This is a genomic window from Dongia sp. (assembly GCF_041909655.1).
In the GTDB taxonomy this organism is placed as follows: Bacteria; Pseudomonadota; Alphaproteobacteria; order Dongiales; family Dongiaceae; genus Dongia.
Genome location: NZ_JAYRDA010000006.1, coordinates 172951 through 189816, shown reverse-complemented (window position 1 = coordinate 189816; position 16866 = coordinate 172951). Strand labels below are relative to the sequence as shown.

General features: G+C 62.4%; 16 protein-coding genes and 1 tRNA gene. 1 reads left to right on the top strand and 16 read right to left on the bottom strand.

Translation table 11 applies throughout. The features are described 5' to 3' along the window. Positions 1-16: 16 nt before the first annotated feature. The 16 genes from ACE3PR_RS14150 to ACE3PR_RS14075 all read right to left on the bottom strand — a co-directional run bounded on the left by ACE3PR_RS14150 (position 17) and on the right by ACE3PR_RS14075 (position 15402). Positions 17-754, bottom strand: coding sequence for a biotin--[acetyl-CoA-carboxylase] ligase (locus tag ACE3PR_RS14150; RefSeq protein ID WP_374373074.1), 738 nt, complete (start codon positions 752-754; stop codon positions 17-19). A 10-nt stretch (positions 755-764) separates the two neighbouring features. Then, positions 765-2204, bottom strand: coding sequence for an NADH-quinone oxidoreductase subunit NuoN (gene nuoN / locus ACE3PR_RS14145; protein WP_374373072.1), 1440 nt, complete (start codon positions 2202-2204; stop codon positions 765-767). Between the two features lie 18 nt (positions 2205-2222). Further along, positions 2223-3761: an NADH-quinone oxidoreductase subunit M gene (locus ACE3PR_RS14140; RefSeq protein ID WP_374373069.1), complete on the bottom strand. Its 1539-nt coding sequence runs from the start codon at positions 3759-3761 to the stop codon at positions 2223-2225. A gap of 7 nt (positions 3762-3768) precedes the next feature. Continuing rightward, a complete protein-coding gene (nuoL, locus tag ACE3PR_RS14135; protein WP_374373066.1) occupies positions 3769-5724 on the bottom strand; it encodes an NADH-quinone oxidoreductase subunit L in 1956 nt (651 codons plus the stop codon). Between the two features lies 1 nt (position 5725). Continuing rightward, positions 5726-6034 carry an NADH-quinone oxidoreductase subunit NuoK gene (gene nuoK / locus ACE3PR_RS14130; protein ID WP_374373063.1) on the bottom strand — a complete coding sequence of 103 codons (309 nt, stop codon included), beginning with the start codon at positions 6032-6034 and terminating at the stop codon, positions 5726-5728. 4 nt (positions 6035-6038) lie between these two features. Continuing rightward, positions 6039-6641, bottom strand: coding sequence for an NADH-quinone oxidoreductase subunit J (locus tag ACE3PR_RS14125; RefSeq protein WP_374373061.1), 603 nt, complete (start codon positions 6639-6641; stop codon positions 6039-6041). Positions 6642-6669: 28 nt separating this feature from the next. Continuing rightward, positions 6670-7158 carry an NADH-quinone oxidoreductase subunit NuoI gene (gene nuoI / locus ACE3PR_RS14120; protein ID WP_374373058.1) on the bottom strand — a complete coding sequence of 163 codons (489 nt, stop codon included), beginning with the start codon at positions 7156-7158 and terminating at the stop codon, positions 6670-6672. Between the two features lie 12 nt (positions 7159-7170). After that, positions 7171-8247 carry an NADH-quinone oxidoreductase subunit NuoH gene (nuoH, locus tag ACE3PR_RS14115; protein ID WP_374373056.1) on the bottom strand — a complete coding sequence of 359 codons (1077 nt, stop codon included), beginning with the start codon at positions 8245-8247 and terminating at the stop codon, positions 7171-7173. Continuing rightward, positions 8240-10306 carry an NADH-quinone oxidoreductase subunit NuoG gene (nuoG, locus tag ACE3PR_RS14110; protein WP_374373054.1) on the bottom strand — a complete coding sequence of 689 codons (2067 nt, stop codon included), beginning with the start codon at positions 10304-10306 and terminating at the stop codon, positions 8240-8242. Before nuoG ends, nuoH begins: the two co-directional genes overlap by 8 nt. Positions 10307-10329: 23 nt before the next feature. Continuing rightward, the gene (nuoF, locus tag ACE3PR_RS14105; RefSeq protein WP_374373052.1) at positions 10330-11613 is read right to left on the bottom strand and encodes an NADH-quinone oxidoreductase subunit NuoF; all 1284 of its coding nucleotides are present in this window, start codon (positions 11611-11613) and stop codon (positions 10330-10332) included. Then, positions 11613-12254: an NADH-quinone oxidoreductase subunit NuoE gene (nuoE, locus tag ACE3PR_RS14100; RefSeq protein WP_374373050.1), complete on the bottom strand. Its 642-nt coding sequence runs from the start codon at positions 12252-12254 to the stop codon at positions 11613-11615. Before nuoE ends, nuoF begins: the two co-directional genes overlap by 1 nt. Continuing rightward, positions 12251-13429: an NADH-quinone oxidoreductase subunit D gene (locus ACE3PR_RS14095; RefSeq protein WP_374373048.1), complete on the bottom strand. Its 1179-nt coding sequence runs from the start codon at positions 13427-13429 to the stop codon at positions 12251-12253. The genes nuoE and ACE3PR_RS14095 overlap by 4 nt, the downstream gene beginning before the upstream one ends. Next, complete coding sequence (locus ACE3PR_RS14090; RefSeq protein WP_374373045.1) at positions 13429-14076, bottom strand: NADH-quinone oxidoreductase subunit C; 648 nt, start codon at positions 14074-14076, stop codon at positions 13429-13431. Before ACE3PR_RS14090 ends, ACE3PR_RS14095 begins: the two co-directional genes overlap by 1 nt. Positions 14077-14130: 54 nt before the next feature. Then, complete coding sequence (locus tag ACE3PR_RS14085) at positions 14131-14697, bottom strand: NADH-quinone oxidoreductase subunit B family protein (RefSeq protein ID WP_374373042.1); 567 nt, start codon at positions 14695-14697, stop codon at positions 14131-14133. Further along, complete coding sequence (locus ACE3PR_RS14080) at positions 14688-15053, bottom strand: NADH-quinone oxidoreductase subunit A (RefSeq protein ID WP_374373040.1); 366 nt, start codon at positions 15051-15053, stop codon at positions 14688-14690. The genes ACE3PR_RS14085 and ACE3PR_RS14080 overlap by 10 nt, the downstream gene beginning before the upstream one ends. Positions 15054-15325: 272 nt before the next feature. Next, positions 15326-15402 (bottom strand) — tRNA-Asp (locus ACE3PR_RS14075). 390 nt (positions 15403-15792) lie between these two features. On the opposite strand from ACE3PR_RS14075, the gene ACE3PR_RS14070 reads away from it, so the two are divergent. After that, entirely contained in the window at positions 15793-16860 is a 1068-nt protein-coding gene (locus tag ACE3PR_RS14070; RefSeq protein ID WP_374373037.1) for an efflux RND transporter periplasmic adaptor subunit, read from the top strand. The last annotated feature ends 6 nt before the right edge of the window (positions 16861-16866 follow it).

The following is a 16866-nucleotide window of genomic DNA, read 5'->3' as shown; positions in this document are numbered from 1 at the left end:
CAGGCTTTGGGCCAGCTTAGACGGGTGCGAAGAAAATATCACCGGCGGCGATGCGGCGCGTCCCGCCCCCCTCGGTGGTGAGCAGCAGGGTGCCGTCGCCTTCGATCCCGGCGAAGATTCCCGGCACCTCCTCCGTCCCCAGCCGGGCCAGGATGGGAGACCCCAGGCCGCGCGCATGACGCAGCCATTCCTCCCGCAAGACCGCGAAACCACCGGCGAGCCAACGTTCATAGAGCGGCTGGAACTCCGCCAGAAGCAGATCGAGGGTCTGGGCCGGTGGCAAGGCCGGACCGCCGGCCGCCACGAGATCGGTGGTCGGATAGAGGGCGTCCTCGGGATGGTGGCGCAGATTGATGCCGATTCCCAGCACCAGCCAATCGACCTTGCCCCCGGCGACACCGCCGGATTCGAGGAGGATGCCGGAGATCTTGGCCCCGTCCACCAGCACATCATTGGGCCATTTCAGCGTGACCGGCACATCCATCAGGGCGCGTAGCAGATTGCCAGTGGCGATAGCGGCGACGAAACCGAGGGTCGCCGCCTCGCCCGGCGCCTTCGCCGGCCGCAGCAGGAGGGAGACGTAAAGATTACCGGGTTCGGAGGTCCAGGAACGGCCGCGGCGGCCGCGCCCGGCCGATTGCCTTTCGGCGCGCAGCACCAGCCCCTCCTCCACGCCATCGCTTGCGCGAAGCTTCAGCGCGTCGTTGGTGCTGCCGATCTCCTCGACAGTTTCGACGCGGAAGATGAGGGGCATTTGGCCCGGATCAGCCGGCGAAGAGCGAGCCCGCGGCGGCGGCCGAGAGATCGAAGAAGGGCGCGCCGGCGAGGAAGCCGAAGGTGATGATGGCGACGCTGGCCACTAGCACCAGACGCAAAGTTCCCGGCACGCGGTCGAAGGGTGTGGTCGCCTGGTCGAAGAACATCACCTTGATGATACGGATATAATAGAAGGCCGAGATCACGCTGGTCAGCACGCCGATGACGGCCAGCACATAGAGGCCGGCGTTGATCGCCGCCATGAAGACGAAGAGCTTGCCGAAGAAACCGGCGAAGGGCGGGATGCCGGCCATCGAGAACATGAAGATGGCGAGCGCATAAGCAAGGCCCGGCTGCGAGCGGCTGAGGCCGGCGAGGTCCGAGATTTCCTCGACGCCCTCGCCCTGGCGGCGCATGGCCATGATCACGGCGAAGGCGCCGATGGTCATCACCACATAGATCGCCATATAGGTGAGCAGGCCGGAAACGCCGTCGATCGTGCCGCTGGCAAGGCCCACCAAGGCGTAGCCGACATTGCCGATCGAGGAATAGGCCATCAGGCGCTTGATGTTCTTCTGCGCGATCGCGGCCACGGCGCCCAGCACCATGGAAAGGACCGAGACCACAATGATGATCTGCTGCCACTGCCCCACCATGTCGCCGAAGGGACCGATGAGGACCCGAGCGAAGAGCGCGATCGCCGCCACCTTGGGCGCTGCCGCGAAGAAGGCGGTGATCGGGGTCGGCGCACCTTCATAGACGTCGGGCGTCCACATGTGGAAGGGCACCGCGGAAATCTTGAAGGAGAGACCGGCGCAGAGGAAGACGAGGCCGACGATGAGGCCGAGTGAGGGTTCGCCGCTGAGTGTGTTCGCCAGCACCGCGAAACTGGTCGAGCCGCTGAAGCCATAGATCAGCGAGGCGCCGTAGAGCAGCATGCCGGAGCTCAGAGCTCCCAGGACGAAATATTTGAGGCCGGCTTCGGTCGAGCGCACCGTGTCACGGCGGATCGCGGCCACGACATAGAGGGCCAGCGATTGGAGCTCGAGGCCGACATAGAGCGAGATGAGATCGTTGGCCGAAATCATCAGCGCCATGCCGAGGGAAGCCAGCAGCATCAGGAGCGGCAATTCGAACCGCACCACGCCGTCGCGCGCCATCTGGTCGAGCGCCACGATGATAGCGACCGCCGCAGCACCAAAGGACAGGATCTTGGCAAAGGCCGCGAAGCCATCGGCGACGAAGAGACCGTTGAAGGCAAGACCGCTCGCCCCGTCGGTGACGGTGAGCAGGATGGCGATGACGAGCGCGGCAACACTGGCCCAGCCAATGAGGCGGGTCGAGCGGTCACCGCCCCAGGCACCGCAGACCAGCAGAAAGAGGCCCGCCGCGGCGAGGAAGATTTCGGGCCGGGCGAGACCGAGATTGAGGCTGACGAAGGATTCCATGACTGCTCTGCCCTCGGCTTATTGTGTTTCCACGGCTTGCGCCGCCGGAACCAGACCATGCTCCGCCACCGCATCCATGCGCGGGCCGTAATCACTGATGAAGGCGTTCACGGTCGGGGCGAAGATCGAGGTGAAGCTCACCGGATAGATGCCCATCCAGAAAACCAGGATGATCAGCGGCGCGAAGACAATCTTCTCGCGCCAGGAGAGATCGAGCATCGATTTCAGATCTTCCTTGGTGAGTTCGCCGAAAACGACGCGGCGATAGAGCCACAGCATATAGGCGGCACCCAGGACGAGGCCGGTCGCGATGAAAAGCGCCACCCAGGTATTGTCCTGGAACACGCCCACCATGATCAGGAATTCGCCGATGAAGCCGGCGGTCCCGGGAAGGCCGACCGAAGCCATGGTGAAGATCATGAAGACCAGCGCATAACGCGGCATGCGGTGAACGAGACCACCATAACGCGCGATATCGCGGGTATGCAGGCGGTCATAGATGACGCCGACGCAGAGGAAGAGTGCGCCGGAGACGATGCCGTGGGAGAGCATCTGGAACAGCGCCCCCTCGATGCCCTGCTGGTTCATCGAGAAGATACCGGCGGTGACGAAGCCCATATGCGCCACGGAAGAATAGGCGATGAGCTTCTTCATGTCCTCCTGCGCCAGCGCGATGAGCGAGGTGTAGATGACGGCAACGATGCTGAGGCCGTAGACCAAAGGCGTGAAATAGGCCGAGGCCTCGGGCAGCATCGGGATCGAAAAGCGCAGGAAACCGTAGGCGCCCATCTTCAGCAGAACGCCGGCCAGGATCACGGAACCCGCGGTCGGCGCCTCGACATGGGCGTCCGGCAGCCAGGTATGAACCGGCCACATCGGGACCTTCACGGCGAAGGACGCGAACAGCGCCAGCCAGAGCCAGAACTGCACATTGGGATCGAAGGCGAACGCCATCAGGGTCGGGATGTCGGTGGTCCCGGCGATTTGATACATCGCCAGGATGGCGAGCAACATCAGCACCGAACCCGCCAGGGTGAAGAGGAAGAACTTGATCGCCGAATAGACCCGGCGCGGGCCGCCCCAGATACCGATGATGAGGTACATCGGGATGAGGACGCATTCGAAGAAGATGTAGAAAGTGACGAAATCGAGGGCGCAGAAGGTGCCGACCATCAGCGTCTCGAGGCCGAGGAAGGCGATCATGTATTCCTTGACGCGCTTCTCGATCGCTTCCCAGCTGGCCAGAATGCAGACCGGCGTCAGCAGGGTCGAGAGCAGCACGAAGGTCATCGAGATGCCGTCAATGCCCATATGATAGTTGATGCCGAGCGAGGGCAGCCATTCGGCCTTTTCGACGAACTGGAATCCGACGGCATTGCGGTCGAACTGGAACCAGATCACCAGCGAGACGGCGAAGGTGATGAGCGAGGTCCACAAGGCCACGTAGCGGGCATTGCGCGCGACCGCCCCCTCCTCGCCCTTGAGGATGAGGATGAGCACCGCGCCGACAAGCGGCAGGAAGGTGGTCAGGCTGAGGATGGGCATGCTGCCGCTCATCACGATCTCACTTACCGAAGGCGAAGATGTACCATGTGACCAGCGCGACGATGCCGATCAGCATGACGAAAGCATAGTGGTAGACATAGCCGGTCTGCAGGCGTCCCGCCTTCTTGGCGAGGTAATCGCCGGTCAGCCAGGCAAAGCCGTTGATGGCGCCATCGACCACGGCACCGTCGCCGCCCTTCCACAGGAAGCGGCCGAGCAATAGCGCCGGGCGCACGAAGAGCGCATCGTAGAGCTCGTCGAAATACCACTTGTTGTAGGAGAAGAGGTAAAGCGGCCTGAGCGCCCCGGCGATCGCCGCCGGCAGGCCCTTCTGGACCATATAGGCATAGGTCGCAAAGGCGATGCCCGTAAGGCCGGCAAAGAGCGGGATGAGCTTCACCCAGAGCGGTACGTTATGAGCCTCGTGCGGCACATGATTGCTGGCGGCGAAATGCAGCGCCTGCCCCCAGAACTCGTTCATGTGATGGCCGACGAAGCTTTCATACCAGATGATGCCGGTGCCCAAAGCGCCCGCCGCCAGAACGAAGAGCGGGGCCAGCATGACCCAGGGGCTTTCATGGACGTGATGCATCACGTCATGGGAAGCACGCGGCTTGTTGTGGAAGGTCAGGTAAATGAGGCGCCAGGAGTAGAATGCCGTCATCACCGCGCCGACGATGCCCAGCCAGAAGGCGTATTGCCCGACGGCGCTATGCGCGGCAAAGGCGGATTCGAGGATGCTGTCCTTGGAGTAGAATCCGGCAAAACCGTAGACACCCGGAATGCCGACACCGGCCAGCGCCAGATTGCCGATCCACATCAGGCCATAGGTGAAGGGAATGAGCTTGTAGATGCCGCCCATCTTGCGCATGTCCTGCTCGCCGGACATGGCATGGATCACGGAACCCGCGCAAAGGAACAGCAGCGCCTTGAAGAAAGCGTGGGTAAAGAGGTGGAACATGGCGGCGCCATAGGCACCGACGCCCGCCGCGAAAAACATGTAGCCGAGCTGCGAACAGGTCGAATAGGCGATGACGCGCTTGATGTCGTTCTGGGTAAGACCGATCGTCGCCGCGAAGAAGGCGGTCGAGGCACCGACGATGGTGACCACGTCCTTGGCGATGGGCGCATATTCGAACATCGGCGACAGGCGGCAGACCATGAAGACACCGGCGGTCACCATGGTCGCGGCATGAATGAGAGCCGAAACCGGGGTCGGGCCTTCCATCGCATCCGGGAGCCAGGTGTGCAGGAAGAGCTGCGCCGATTTGCCCATGGCACCGATGAAGAGCAGCAGGCAGAGCACTTCCAGGGTCGGCAGATCATGGCCGAGGAAATTGAAGCTCTGCGGCATGTTGCCGGTGACGACGGCATCGAAGACCGGTTTGAACTCGACCGTGCCGAAGACCAGGAAGACGCCCATGATGCCGAGCGCGAAGCCGAAATCGCCGACGCGATTGACCAGGAAGGCCTTGATGGCGGCGGCATTGGCGCTGGGCCGGTCGAACCAGAAGCCGATCAGCAGGTAAGAGCTCAAGCCCACACCTTCCCAGCCGAAGAACATCTGGATGAAATTGTCCGCCGTCACCAGCATCAGCATGCAGAAGGTGAAGAGCGACAGATAGGCCATGAAGCGCGGCACCGATTTGTCGTGGTGCATGTAGCCGATGGAATAGACATGGACCATGGCGGAAACGGTGGTGACCACGATCAGCATCACGGCCGAAAGCTGATCCACACGGACCGCCCAGGCGGCGCGGAAAGTACCGGTCTCGAACCAGGTGAAGAGCTCGGTCGTGCGCGCGACACCGCTCCCCGTCACGTCGAAGAAGACGGTCCAGGAGAGCACCATCACCAGCAGCATGAGGCCGGAGGTGATCCATTGCGCGGCATGATCGCCAAGGCGGCGATTGCCGAAGCCGACGATGATTGCGCCCAGCAGCGGAAGGGCGACGATGGCGACGTCGATATTCATGTCAGCCCTTCATCATGTTGACGTCCTCGACGGCGATCGAGCCGCGAGTCCGGAAGAAGACGACGAGGATCGCAAGACCGATCGCGGCCTCGGCCGCGGCGACGGTCAGGATCAGCATGGCGAAAACCTGGCCGACCAGGTCATTCAGGAAGGCCGAAAAGGCGACCATGTTCACGTTGACGGCCAGCAGCATCAATTCGACCGACATCAGGATGATGATGACGTTCTTCCGGTTGATGAAGATGCCGAAGATGCCGATCGTGAAGAGGATCGCCGAGAGGGTGAGGTAATGTTCGATGCCGATGCTCATGGCGTCACACCCCCTTGCCCGATTGAACTTTTTTGAGCTCGACCGAATCCCGGCCGCGCGCCAACTGGTCCGAGATGCGCTGGCGACGCACGCCACCGCGATCGCGATGGGTCAGCACGATGGCGCCCATCATAGCGACCAGCAGCACCAGCCCCGCCACCTGGAACAGGTAGAAATACTGCGTGTACATGATGTTGCCGAGGGCCTCGGTATTGGTGAACTCGCTCACCGCCGGTGTCGGCGCCGCGGCGGGCGCTGTACCGAGGCCGGTGCCGGCCACGACGAAGATGAGTTCCGCCGCCAGAATGATGCCGATGACGGCGCCGATCGGCAGGTATTTGACGAAGCCCTGGCGCAATTCGACGAAATTGATGTCGAGCATCATGACGACGAAGAGGAATAGCACCGCGACGGCGCCGACATAGACGACCACCAGCATCATCGCCAGGAACTCGGCGCCGATGAGGACGAAGAGGGCTGCGACGTTGAAGAAGGTCAGGATCAGGAACAGCACCGAATAGACCGGATTGCGGTTCCCGACCACCAGCAGCGCCGAAACGACGGCGACCGCGGCAAAGACATAAAAGGCGATGGTCTGGACGATCATCTAGCTGTTCTCCCCCACCCTATCCGGTTCAGCGATAGGGCGCGTCGGCGGCGATATTGCCGGCAATTTCCGCTTCCCAGCGCTCGCCGTTCCGCAGCAGCTTGTCCTTGTTGTAGAACAGCTCCTCGCGGGTCTCGGTGGCAAACTCGAAATTCGGTCCCTCGACGATCGCATCCACCGGGCAGGCTTCCTGGCAGAAGCCGCAATAGATGCATTTCGTCATGTCGATATCGTAGCGCGTCGTGCGTCGGCTGCCGTCGTCGCGCGGCTCGGCCTCGATGGTGATGGCCTGGGCCGGGCAGATCGCCTCGCACAGCTTGCAGGCGATGCAGCGTTCCTCGCCATTGGCATAGCGGCGCAAGGCATGCTCGCCCCGGAAGCGCGGCGAAAGCGGGCCCTTCTCGTAGGGATAGTTGATCGTCACCTTCTCCTTGAAGAGATAGCGGAAGGTGAGGACCATGCCGGAAACCAGTTCCCAAAGCAGGAAGCTCTTGGCCGTGCGGAACATGACGGACATCTAATCAGCTCCTCAATCGCTGGCCGGCACGGTGGTTTCCACCGCACTGGCTGGCATGACGTTACCCTTCTTCGGCAGGCTGTCGGTCGCGAGCAGCACGCCCGCGGTGATGATCACCATGGCCAAGGACAGGGGCAGAAAGATCTTCCAGCCGAGACGCATCAGCTGGTCATAGCGGTAGCGCGGGAAAGTGGCGCGCACCCAGATGAAGGAGAAGGCGACGAAGCTGGCCTTCAGGGCGAACCAGATCCAGCCGGGGATCCAGGTGAAGGGCGCCACGTCGAACGGCGCCTGCCAGCCCCCTAAGAACAGGATCGAGGTCATGGCGCTCATCATCCAGATATTGGCGTATTCGCCGAGGAAGAAGAGCGCGAAGGTGAAGGCGGAATATTCCGAGAAATAACCAGCGACCAGTTCCGATTCCGCTTCCGGGAGATCGAAAGGCGGCCGGTTGGTTTCCGCCAGGGCCGAGATGTAGAAGACGATGAACATCGGGAAGAGAAGGATGCAGAACCACCAATTGGCCTGCGCCTTGACGATGTCGTTGAGATTGAGGGAGCCCACGCAAAGAAGCACGGTCACCAGCACGAAGCCGATCGAGACTTCGTAGGAGACCATCTGTGCCGCCGAGCGCAACGCACCCAGGAACGGGTATTTCGAGTTCGAGGCCCAGCCCGCGAGCACGATGCCGTAGACGCCCAGCGACGAGATGGCGAAGAGGTAGAGGATGCCGACATTGAGATCAGCCAGCACCACGCCGTCATCGAACGGGATCACCGCCCAGGCGATGAGCGAAAGGATGAAGGTGATCATCGGCGCCACGACGAAGGCCACGCGGTTGGCACCAGACGGGATGATGGTTTCCTTGAACAGCAGCTTCACGCCATCGGCGATCGGCTGCAGCAGACCGAAGGGCCCGACCACGTTGGGGCCGCGGCGGATCTGCATCGCCGCCATCACCTTGCGCTCGGCCAGGGTGAGGTAGGCAACGGCCAGCAAAAGCGGGACGATGATGCACAGGATCTTCAGCACCGTGAAGATCGTGATGCCGAGATAGTCCCCGAAGGTGGAAGTGAAGAACTCAGCCATGGGTGCCCGTCTTTCCGCCCTGAGCCGGCTGCACGAAACGCTCGGTGCATTGCGCCATCGTCGCCGAGGCGCGGCTGATCGGATCGGTCATGTAGTAATTCGAAATCGCCGGCTTGAAGGCCTCGCGCGATGGCTCGCCGCTGCCGCCGAAAGCCGTCCAGGGTGCATGATCGATCACCCCCAGATGCTGGAAGCGCGCATGGGCGAGATAGAGTTTGCGGCGCAATTGATCGAGGCTGTCATAACCGAGCTTCTTGCCAAGCACTTCGGAGAGTGCGCGCAGGATGCTCCAATCGGCCTTGGCATCGCCCGGCGGGAAGATCGCGAGACGGCCCAATTGGGCGCGACCTTCCGTGTTCATATAGGTGCCGTCCTTTTCGGTATAGGCGGCGCCGGGCAGAACGACATCGGCGCGATGGGCGCCACGATCGCCGTGATGCCCCTGATAGATGACGAAGGCTTTGCCGAGGCGGTTGGTGTCGATCTCGTCGGCGGCCAGCAGATAGACGATGTCGATCTCGCCCTTCTGCGCACCGTCGAGGATGCCGGCGACATCGCGTCCGCCCGTTTGCGGCACGAAGCCCAACTCAAGGCCAGCGACGCGCGAAGCCGCCGTATGAAGAACGTTGAAGCCGTTCCAATCGGCGCGCACGACGTTGCAGGCATCGGCGAGCTTGCGGGCAAGACCGAGGATCGCCGTACCGTCGGGACGCGTGAGCGCCCCCTGGCCGATGATGATCATCGGCGCCTTGGCATTCTTCAGAGCTTCCGCGAAGCTATGGCCACCTTTGGCGAGATCCGCCAAGGTTTCCGGGCCGGCACCCAGCATCTCGACCGGATAGGTGAGATCGCCCACGGCACCAATGCTGGCGACCTTGAGGCCGCCCTTCAGATGACGCTTGCGGATGCGGGCGTTGATCACCGGTGCTTCCCAGCGCGGATTGGAACCCACCAGCAGGATCACATCGGCCTTGTCGATGCCGGCAATGGTGCTGTTGAAAAGATAGGAGGCCCGGATCGTCGCATCGAACGCCGCGCCATCCTGGCGGCAATCGATGTTGGGCGAACCCAGGGAGGCCATCAATTCCTTGAGCGCAAAGAGGCTTTCGGCATCGACCTGATCACCGGCGATGGCGGCGATGCGCTTGCCATCGACGCCCTTCACCTTGGCGGCGATGGCGTCGAAAGCCTCGGCCCAGGTGGCCGCGCGCAACTTGCCGTTCTCGCGGAGGAAGGGACGATCAAGGCGCTGGCGGCGGAGACCATCCACCCAGAAGCGGCCCTTGTCGGCCATCCATTCCTCGTTCACGTCCTCATTGAGGCGCGGCAGGATGCGGAGCACCTCGCGGCCGCGGGAATCGATGCGGATGTTGACACCGACGGCATCGGCGACATCGACGGATTCGGTCTTGGTGAGTTCCCAGGGACGCGCCGTGAAGGCGTAGGGCTTCGACGTCAGAGCACCGACCGGGCAGAGATCGATGAGGTTGCCGGAGAGCTCGGAGGCGATGCCCTTCTCGACATAGGTGGTGACTTCCATATGCTCGCCGCGGGCAACCGCACCCAGCACTTCGACGCCAGCCACCTCGGTCGCGAAACGGATGCAGCGCGTGCATTGAATGCAGCGCGTCATTTCGGTCTTCACCAGCGGCCCGAAATCCTTGTCGGTAACAGCGCGCTTTTCTTCATTGTAGCGCGAGAAGCTTTTGCCGAAGGCCACTGCCTGGTCCTGCAGGTCGCATTCGCCGCCCTGATCGCAGATCGGGCAATCGAGCGGATGGTTGATCAGCAGGAATTCCATAACGCCCTTGCGGGCCTTCTGGACCAGCGGACTGTCGGTCTTGATCACCATGCCCTCGGCCACCGGCATGGCGCAGCTCGCCACCGGCTTTGGCGCCTTTTCCTGCTCCACCAGGCACATGCGGCAATTGCCCGCGACGGACAAGCGCTCGTGGTAGCAGAAGCGCGGGATTTCCTTGCCAGCGAGCTCGCAGGCCTGCAGCACGGTAATACCGGCCGGTACCTCGATCTCGATCCCGTCGATTGTCATCTTCGGCATGATCTTGAACCCTGCTCCCTGCCCTACTCAGCCGCCTGGCGGCCGCGGAAAGCGCGCATGCGCTCCTCCACCACCGGTCGGAAATGGCGCATCAAACCCTGGATCGGCCACGCCGCCGCATCGCCCAACGCGCAGATGGTGTGGCCTTCGATCTGCTTCGAGATGTCGAGCAGCATGTCGATCTCGGACGGATCGGCATCGCCCTTCACGAAGCGCGTCATGATGCGGAACATCCAGCCGGTACCTTCGCGGCACGGCGTGCACTGACCGCAGCTTTCATGCATGTAGAAATGGGCAAAGCGCGTGATCGCCTCAATGAGATCGGTCGACTTGTCCATGACGATGACCGCCGCCGTGCCGAGGCCCGACTGGACCGCGCGCAGGCTATCGAAATCCATGAGCACGTCGTCGCAGATATGCTTGGGCAGCATCGGCACCGAGGAGCCGCCGGGGATCACCGCCAGCAGATTGTCCCAGCCGCCGCGCACACCGCCGCAATGCTTGTCGATGAGTTCCCGCAAGGGGATGCCCATCTCTTCCTCGACATTGCAGGGCTTGTTCACATGGCCCGACACGCAGAAGAGCTTGGTGCCGACATTCTTCGGCCGGCCAAGACCGGCGAACCAAGCGGGGCCGCGCCGCAGAATGGTCGGCGTCACCGCGATTGTTTCGACATTGTTGACCGTGGTCGGGCAGCCATAGAGGCCGACCGCCGCCGGGAATGGCGGCTTCAACCGCGGCTGCCCCTTCTTGCCTTCGAGGCTTTCGATGAGGGCCGATTCCTCGCCGCAGATATAAGCGCCGGCGCCGCGATGCAGATAGACGTCGAAATCGTAGCCGGAGCCCGACGCGTTCTTGCCGATGAGGCCGGCGTCATAGGCTTCGTCGATCGCCGTCTGGACGTGGACGGCCTCCTGGTAGAATTCGCCGCGGATATAGATATAGGCCGCCTTGCAGCGCATGGCGAAACCGGCAATCAGGCAGCCCTCGATCAGCATGTGCGGATCGAAGCGCAGGATCTCGCGGTCCTTGCAGGTGCCGGGCTCGGATTCGTCGGCATTGACGACGAGATAGGAGGGACGCCCGTCCGATTGCTTGGGCATGAAGGACCACTTCATGCCCGTGGGGAAACCGGCGCCGCCACGGCCGCGCAATTCCGAGGCCTTGATGTCGTCGATCATCTTGTCGGGACCGGCTTCCAGAAGCGCCTTGGTATTGTCCCAGATGCCGCGGCGACGCGCGCCGGCGAGGCGCCAATCGTCCTGGCAGTAGATGTTCTTGAAGATGCGGTCCTGGTCCTGAAGCATCACTTACCTCCCACCAGATCCGGCGACATGTCGTAGGAGATGGGAATCTCCTGCAGAGTCGTCTTGCCGCCTTCCGCCATCGAGGCACGTCGGCCGTTCTGCGGACCGGTCTGCGGCTTGCGGCCGGCGGCCAGCTCGTCGAGCACCTTGCCCAGCGTTTCCGGCGTCAGGTCCTCGTAGAAATCGTCGTTGATCTGCACCATCGGCGCGTTGCAGCAGGCGCCGAGGCATTCGACTTCCATCATCGAGAAGAGACCGTCCTTGGTCACTTCCTTCATACCGACGCCGAGGCGCTTCTTCAGGTAATCGGTGAGGTTGTCGGAACCACGCAACCAGCAGGGCGTCGTGCGGCAGACCTGGATGAGGTGTTTGCCGACCGGCTGCAAATTGTACATCGAATAGAAGGTCGCCACCTCGTAGACGCGAATAGGCGCCATATCGAGCATGCCAGCGATCACATCCATCGCGACGCGCGGGATCCAGCCATGCTGGCGCTGCGCCAGATCGAGGAGCGGCATCACCGCGGAGGGCTGGCGGCCTTCCGGATAGCGGGCGATGATGACCTTCGCCTTTGCCAGGTTCTCGGCCGTGAAAGCGAAGCTCTCCGGCTGAACCACGTCGGTATTTGCAGAAGCACTCATCTGTCGATCTCGCCGAAGACAATGTCGAGGGAGCCGAGGATCGCCACCGAATCCGCCAGCATGTATCCCTTGCACAGGAAGTCCATGGCCTGGAGATGCGGGAAACCCGGCGCGCGGATTTTGCAGCGATGCGGCTTGTTGGTGCCGTCGGACACCAGATAGACACCGAACTCGCCCTTGGGCGCTTCGATCGCGGTATAGGTCTCGCCCGCCGGCACGTGATAGCCCTCGGTATAGAGCTTGAAGTGATGGATCAGCGATTCCATCGATTGCTTCATCTCGCCGCGGCTGGGCGGGGTAACCTTGTGATCGGTGGAACTGGCCGGACCGCCCGGCATTTCCTTGATGCACTGGCGCACGATCTTGAGGCTTTCGCGCATTTCGGCGACGCGGACCAGATAGCGATCGTAGCAATCGCCGTTCTTGCCGACCGGAATGTCGAAATCCATGCGGTCATAGACCATGTAAGGCTGCGATTTCCTGAGATCCCACGGCACGCCCGAGGCCCTGAGGACCGGCCCCGTGAAGCCCCAGGCGATCGCATCCTCGGCCGAAACCGGGCAGACATCGACGAGACGCTGCTTGAAGATGCGGTTGTTGGTGAGCAACCCTTCCATGTCGTCGACGATCTGGGGGAATTGCTCGCTCCACGCCCAGAGATCTTCGAGGAGGCCGGCCGGAATGTCCTGATGCACGCCGCCCGGACGATAGTAAGCGGCATGCAGACGCGCGCCCGAGACGCGCTCGTAGAATTCCATCAGCAATTCGCGCTGCTCGAACACCCAGAGGAAGGGCGTGATGGCGCCCACATCCATGGCATAGGCCGGGATGTTGAGGAGGTGATTGAGGATGCGCGTCACTTCGTCAAACATGACGCGGATATACTGGCCGCGCAGCGGCACTTCGAGACCCAGCAGCTTTTCGACGGCGAGCACGAAGGCATGCTCCTGGCACATCGGGCTGACGTAATCGAGGCGGTCAAAATAGGGGATCGCCTGGGTATAGGTCTTGTACTCGATCAGCTTCTCGGTGCCGCGATGCAGCAGGCCGATATGGGGATCGACCCGGCGCACGACCTCGCCATCCATTTCCATGACCATGCGCAGCACACCGTGGGCCGCCGGATGCTGCGGCCCGAAATTCATGGTCATCGGTTTGATTTGCATTTCGGCCATCAGTTGGTCTTTCCAGCCGGGGCGGCGCCTTGTTGGTCGGGGGCCGCTTTTTCATCACCGGGGAGAACCGGCCGCGGCTGCAGCATGCCTTCCCAGGGCGAGAGGAAGTCGAACGAGCGGAATTCCTGAACCAGCTTCACCGGCTCGTAAATGACCCGCTTCTGCTGTTCGTCGTAGCGGACCTCGACATAGCCGGTGAGCGGGAAATCCTTGCGGAAGGGATGCCCCTCGAAACCGTAATCGGTGAGGATGCGCCGCAAATCCGGGTTGCCGTCGAAGAAGATGCCGTAGAGGTCGTAGGCTTCGCGTTCGAACCAGCCGGCGGCGGGATAGATGCCGACAGCGCTCGGCACCGCTTCATCCTCGCCCACCGCAACCTTCACGCGGCAGCGCGTGTTGTGCTTGAGGCTGAGGAGATTGTAGACGACGTCGAAGCGCTCGGCCCGCTCGGGGTAATCCACGCCGCAGATGTCGATCAGCATCTTGAAGAAGCATTTCTGATCGTCGCGCAGGAAACTCAGCACCCGCTCGAGACGCGCCGCCGGGACATAGACCATGAGTTCGCCCAGAACCACCTCGGTACGCAGCACGGCGTCGCCGAGGGCGGCCGAGATATGATCTCCCAACTCGCGGTAAGCATCGGTCATGATGGTATGGCCCTACCCTTCCCCTAAGCCCAGTTCAACGTTGCCCGCGCTGGTTCAGCGCGCGATCGTCGATGTGCGTCGGATCTTCTTCTGCAGTTGCAGGATTCCGTAGACGAGCGCCTCGGCCGTCGGCGGGCAGCCCGGCACGTAGACATCGACCGGCACAATGCGGTCGCAGCCACGCACCACGGAATAGGAATAGTGATAATAACCGCCGCCATTGGCGCAGGAGCCCATGGAGATGACCCAGCGCGGCTCGGCCATCTGGTCGTAGACCTTGCGCAAAGCGGGAGCCATCTTGTTGGTGAGCGTGCCGGCAACGATCATGACGTCGGATTGGCGGGGCGACCCGCGCGGCACGACGCCGAAACGGTCGAGATCGTAGCGCGCCATGTAGGCGTGCATCATTTCCACGGCACAGCAGGCGAGGCCGAAGGTCATCGGCCAGAGCGAACCGGTGCGCGCCCAGTTCACCAGCTTGTCCATCTGCGCCACCACGAAACCCTTGTCCTGGAGTTCGTTGGTGACCTCGGTCAGAACCTGGTCCTGCGCCGGACCCGGCCGCAGGATGGCATTGCTGGCTGGCACCATTTGGGGCTGGCTCATTTGGCTTACTCCCATTCCAGGGCGCCCTTTTTCCACTCGTAGATGAAGCCCACGGTGAGGACGCCAAGGAAGATGATCATCGACCAGAAACCGAACATCCCGATATTCCCGAGCGAGACCGCCCAGGGGAACAGGAAGGCCACTTCCAGGTCGAAGATGATGAAGAGAATGGCAACAAGATAGAAGCGCACGTCGAACTGGCGGCGGGCGTCGTCGAACGCCTCGAAACCGCATTCATAAGGCGAGAGCTTTTCCGAATCGGGGTTCTGCTTCCCCAGCAGCAGCGAGGCTGCGACCATCACCAGGGTCAGCGCCGTGGCGATCACCAGGAAGATCAGGATTGGCAGGTATTCGATGAGCAGCTCGTCCATCCCCAACGCTTTCCTCGGCTTCACCCAATATTCGGTCCCGGCGCGGCGCCCCAAGTATTTGATCGGCGGGCCGCGACGGCTGCGGTCCTTTACGCCAATTTTTCGCAGCGCAAAAGACCCTGATCGCGATGCTGGCCGCGATTCCAGGCGGGGCACACTATAAAGAGGTTAACGCGGCCACGGAAGGGTAAAAACCACGCCAAAGTGCCGTAAATTGACCTTCCGGCCACCGGCAACACATTGAAACGGCATAGGAATTTATGAAAGGAGAATGGCGCGAGTGACGGGACTTGAACCCGCGGCCTCCGGCGTGACAGGCCGGCGCTCTAACCAACTGAGCTACACCCGCGCAAGACAGGATCGACACCAGCGATTTGGCGCGTCTGTTCGGCGGGGCAGCATGTACTTCAAGGCCAACCAGCCTGTCAACACGAATGCGCGGGCCGACCCCATTGCCGCGCCGCAAAAAATTCATGGTCGGTGCGGCGGAGAAGGCGGATTATTATGCTTGGCCGCGCAGGCTTTACCGTCCGGAGGCGTGTAAACTGATGTGGATCTATGTCTGCAACCGGTGAGCCGGGCCCCGATCATCAGCGTAAACACGATACCGAGCCGGCTCGGGGGGCGGCGGAAGGTCAATAAAAGCCAAGAAATCCGCCGATAATCGCCAAACTTCAGGACTCGACCGAAACAAATGCAGCCGATTCCCACCCGCTCCCGCCTTCCCCGAATGATCGCCTTGGGCGTTCTGGCTGCGCTTGGCGGTGGTTTGTTCCTGGCCCGGGATCACCTGCCGCAGAACTGGATGCCCTCCAGCCTGATGCCGGCATCGACCGCCGCCCCGGTTCCCGCCGCCCAGGCCACCCCGCCCGTCCCGGTCTATGTGGCCCAGGCGCAGACCGAAACACTGATTCGCCGCTCGCGCGCCATCGGCACCCTCACCGCCTCGGACAGCGTCACCATCAGCCCGGAAATCGCCGGCCGCGTCGTGATGATTTCCGACCGGCAAGGGGGCGAGGTGAAGGAAGGCGATTTGCTGGCCGAGCTGGATACCGCCATGTACCGGGCCCAGATCGCCGACGCGACGGCCAAGAAAGTGCTGTGGGAGGCCAATGCCGAGCGCGCCCGCAGCCTGATGTCGAAAGGCGCCGGCACGCAAAAGGCGCTCGACGAGGCCGTCGCCGAACTCGGCATCGCCGAAGCGGCGCTCAATCTCGCCAATGCCACGATCGACAAGACACGCATCTCGGCGCCGTTCAGCGGCGAGTTGGGATTGCGGCAAGTGAGCATCGGCGAATATCTGACGCCCGGCCAGGCGATCTTCACGCTGGCGCGCATCGACCGCCTCAATGTCGACTTCACCCTGCCGCAGACGGAACTTGCCGTGGTGAAACTGGGCACCCGCGTCGCGATCAAGACCGATGCCTATCCCGGCGAGAGCTTCAATGGCGCGGTCGTGGCGATCGATCCCAATCTGGATCCGGCAGCACGTGCCGTCTCGATCCGCGCCGAAATCGACAATCCCGATGGGCGCCTGAAGCCAGGCCTTTTCATCGAAGTCGATATCGAAGCGGGCCAGATCGCCAATGCCGTCACCATACCAGAAGAAGCCCTGGTGGCCCGCGGCGACAAGGTCTTCGTGTATCAGCTCAAGGACGGCAAGGCGGAACTGGTGCCGGTCGCGACCGGCGTGCGCGAATCCGGCAAGGTACAGATCGTGAGCGGTATCGAGAGCGGCGCCATCGTCGTGACCGACGGGCAGATCAAGCTGCGGCCCGGCGCCGACGCCAAGATCGTCGAGCGATAGGGGAAC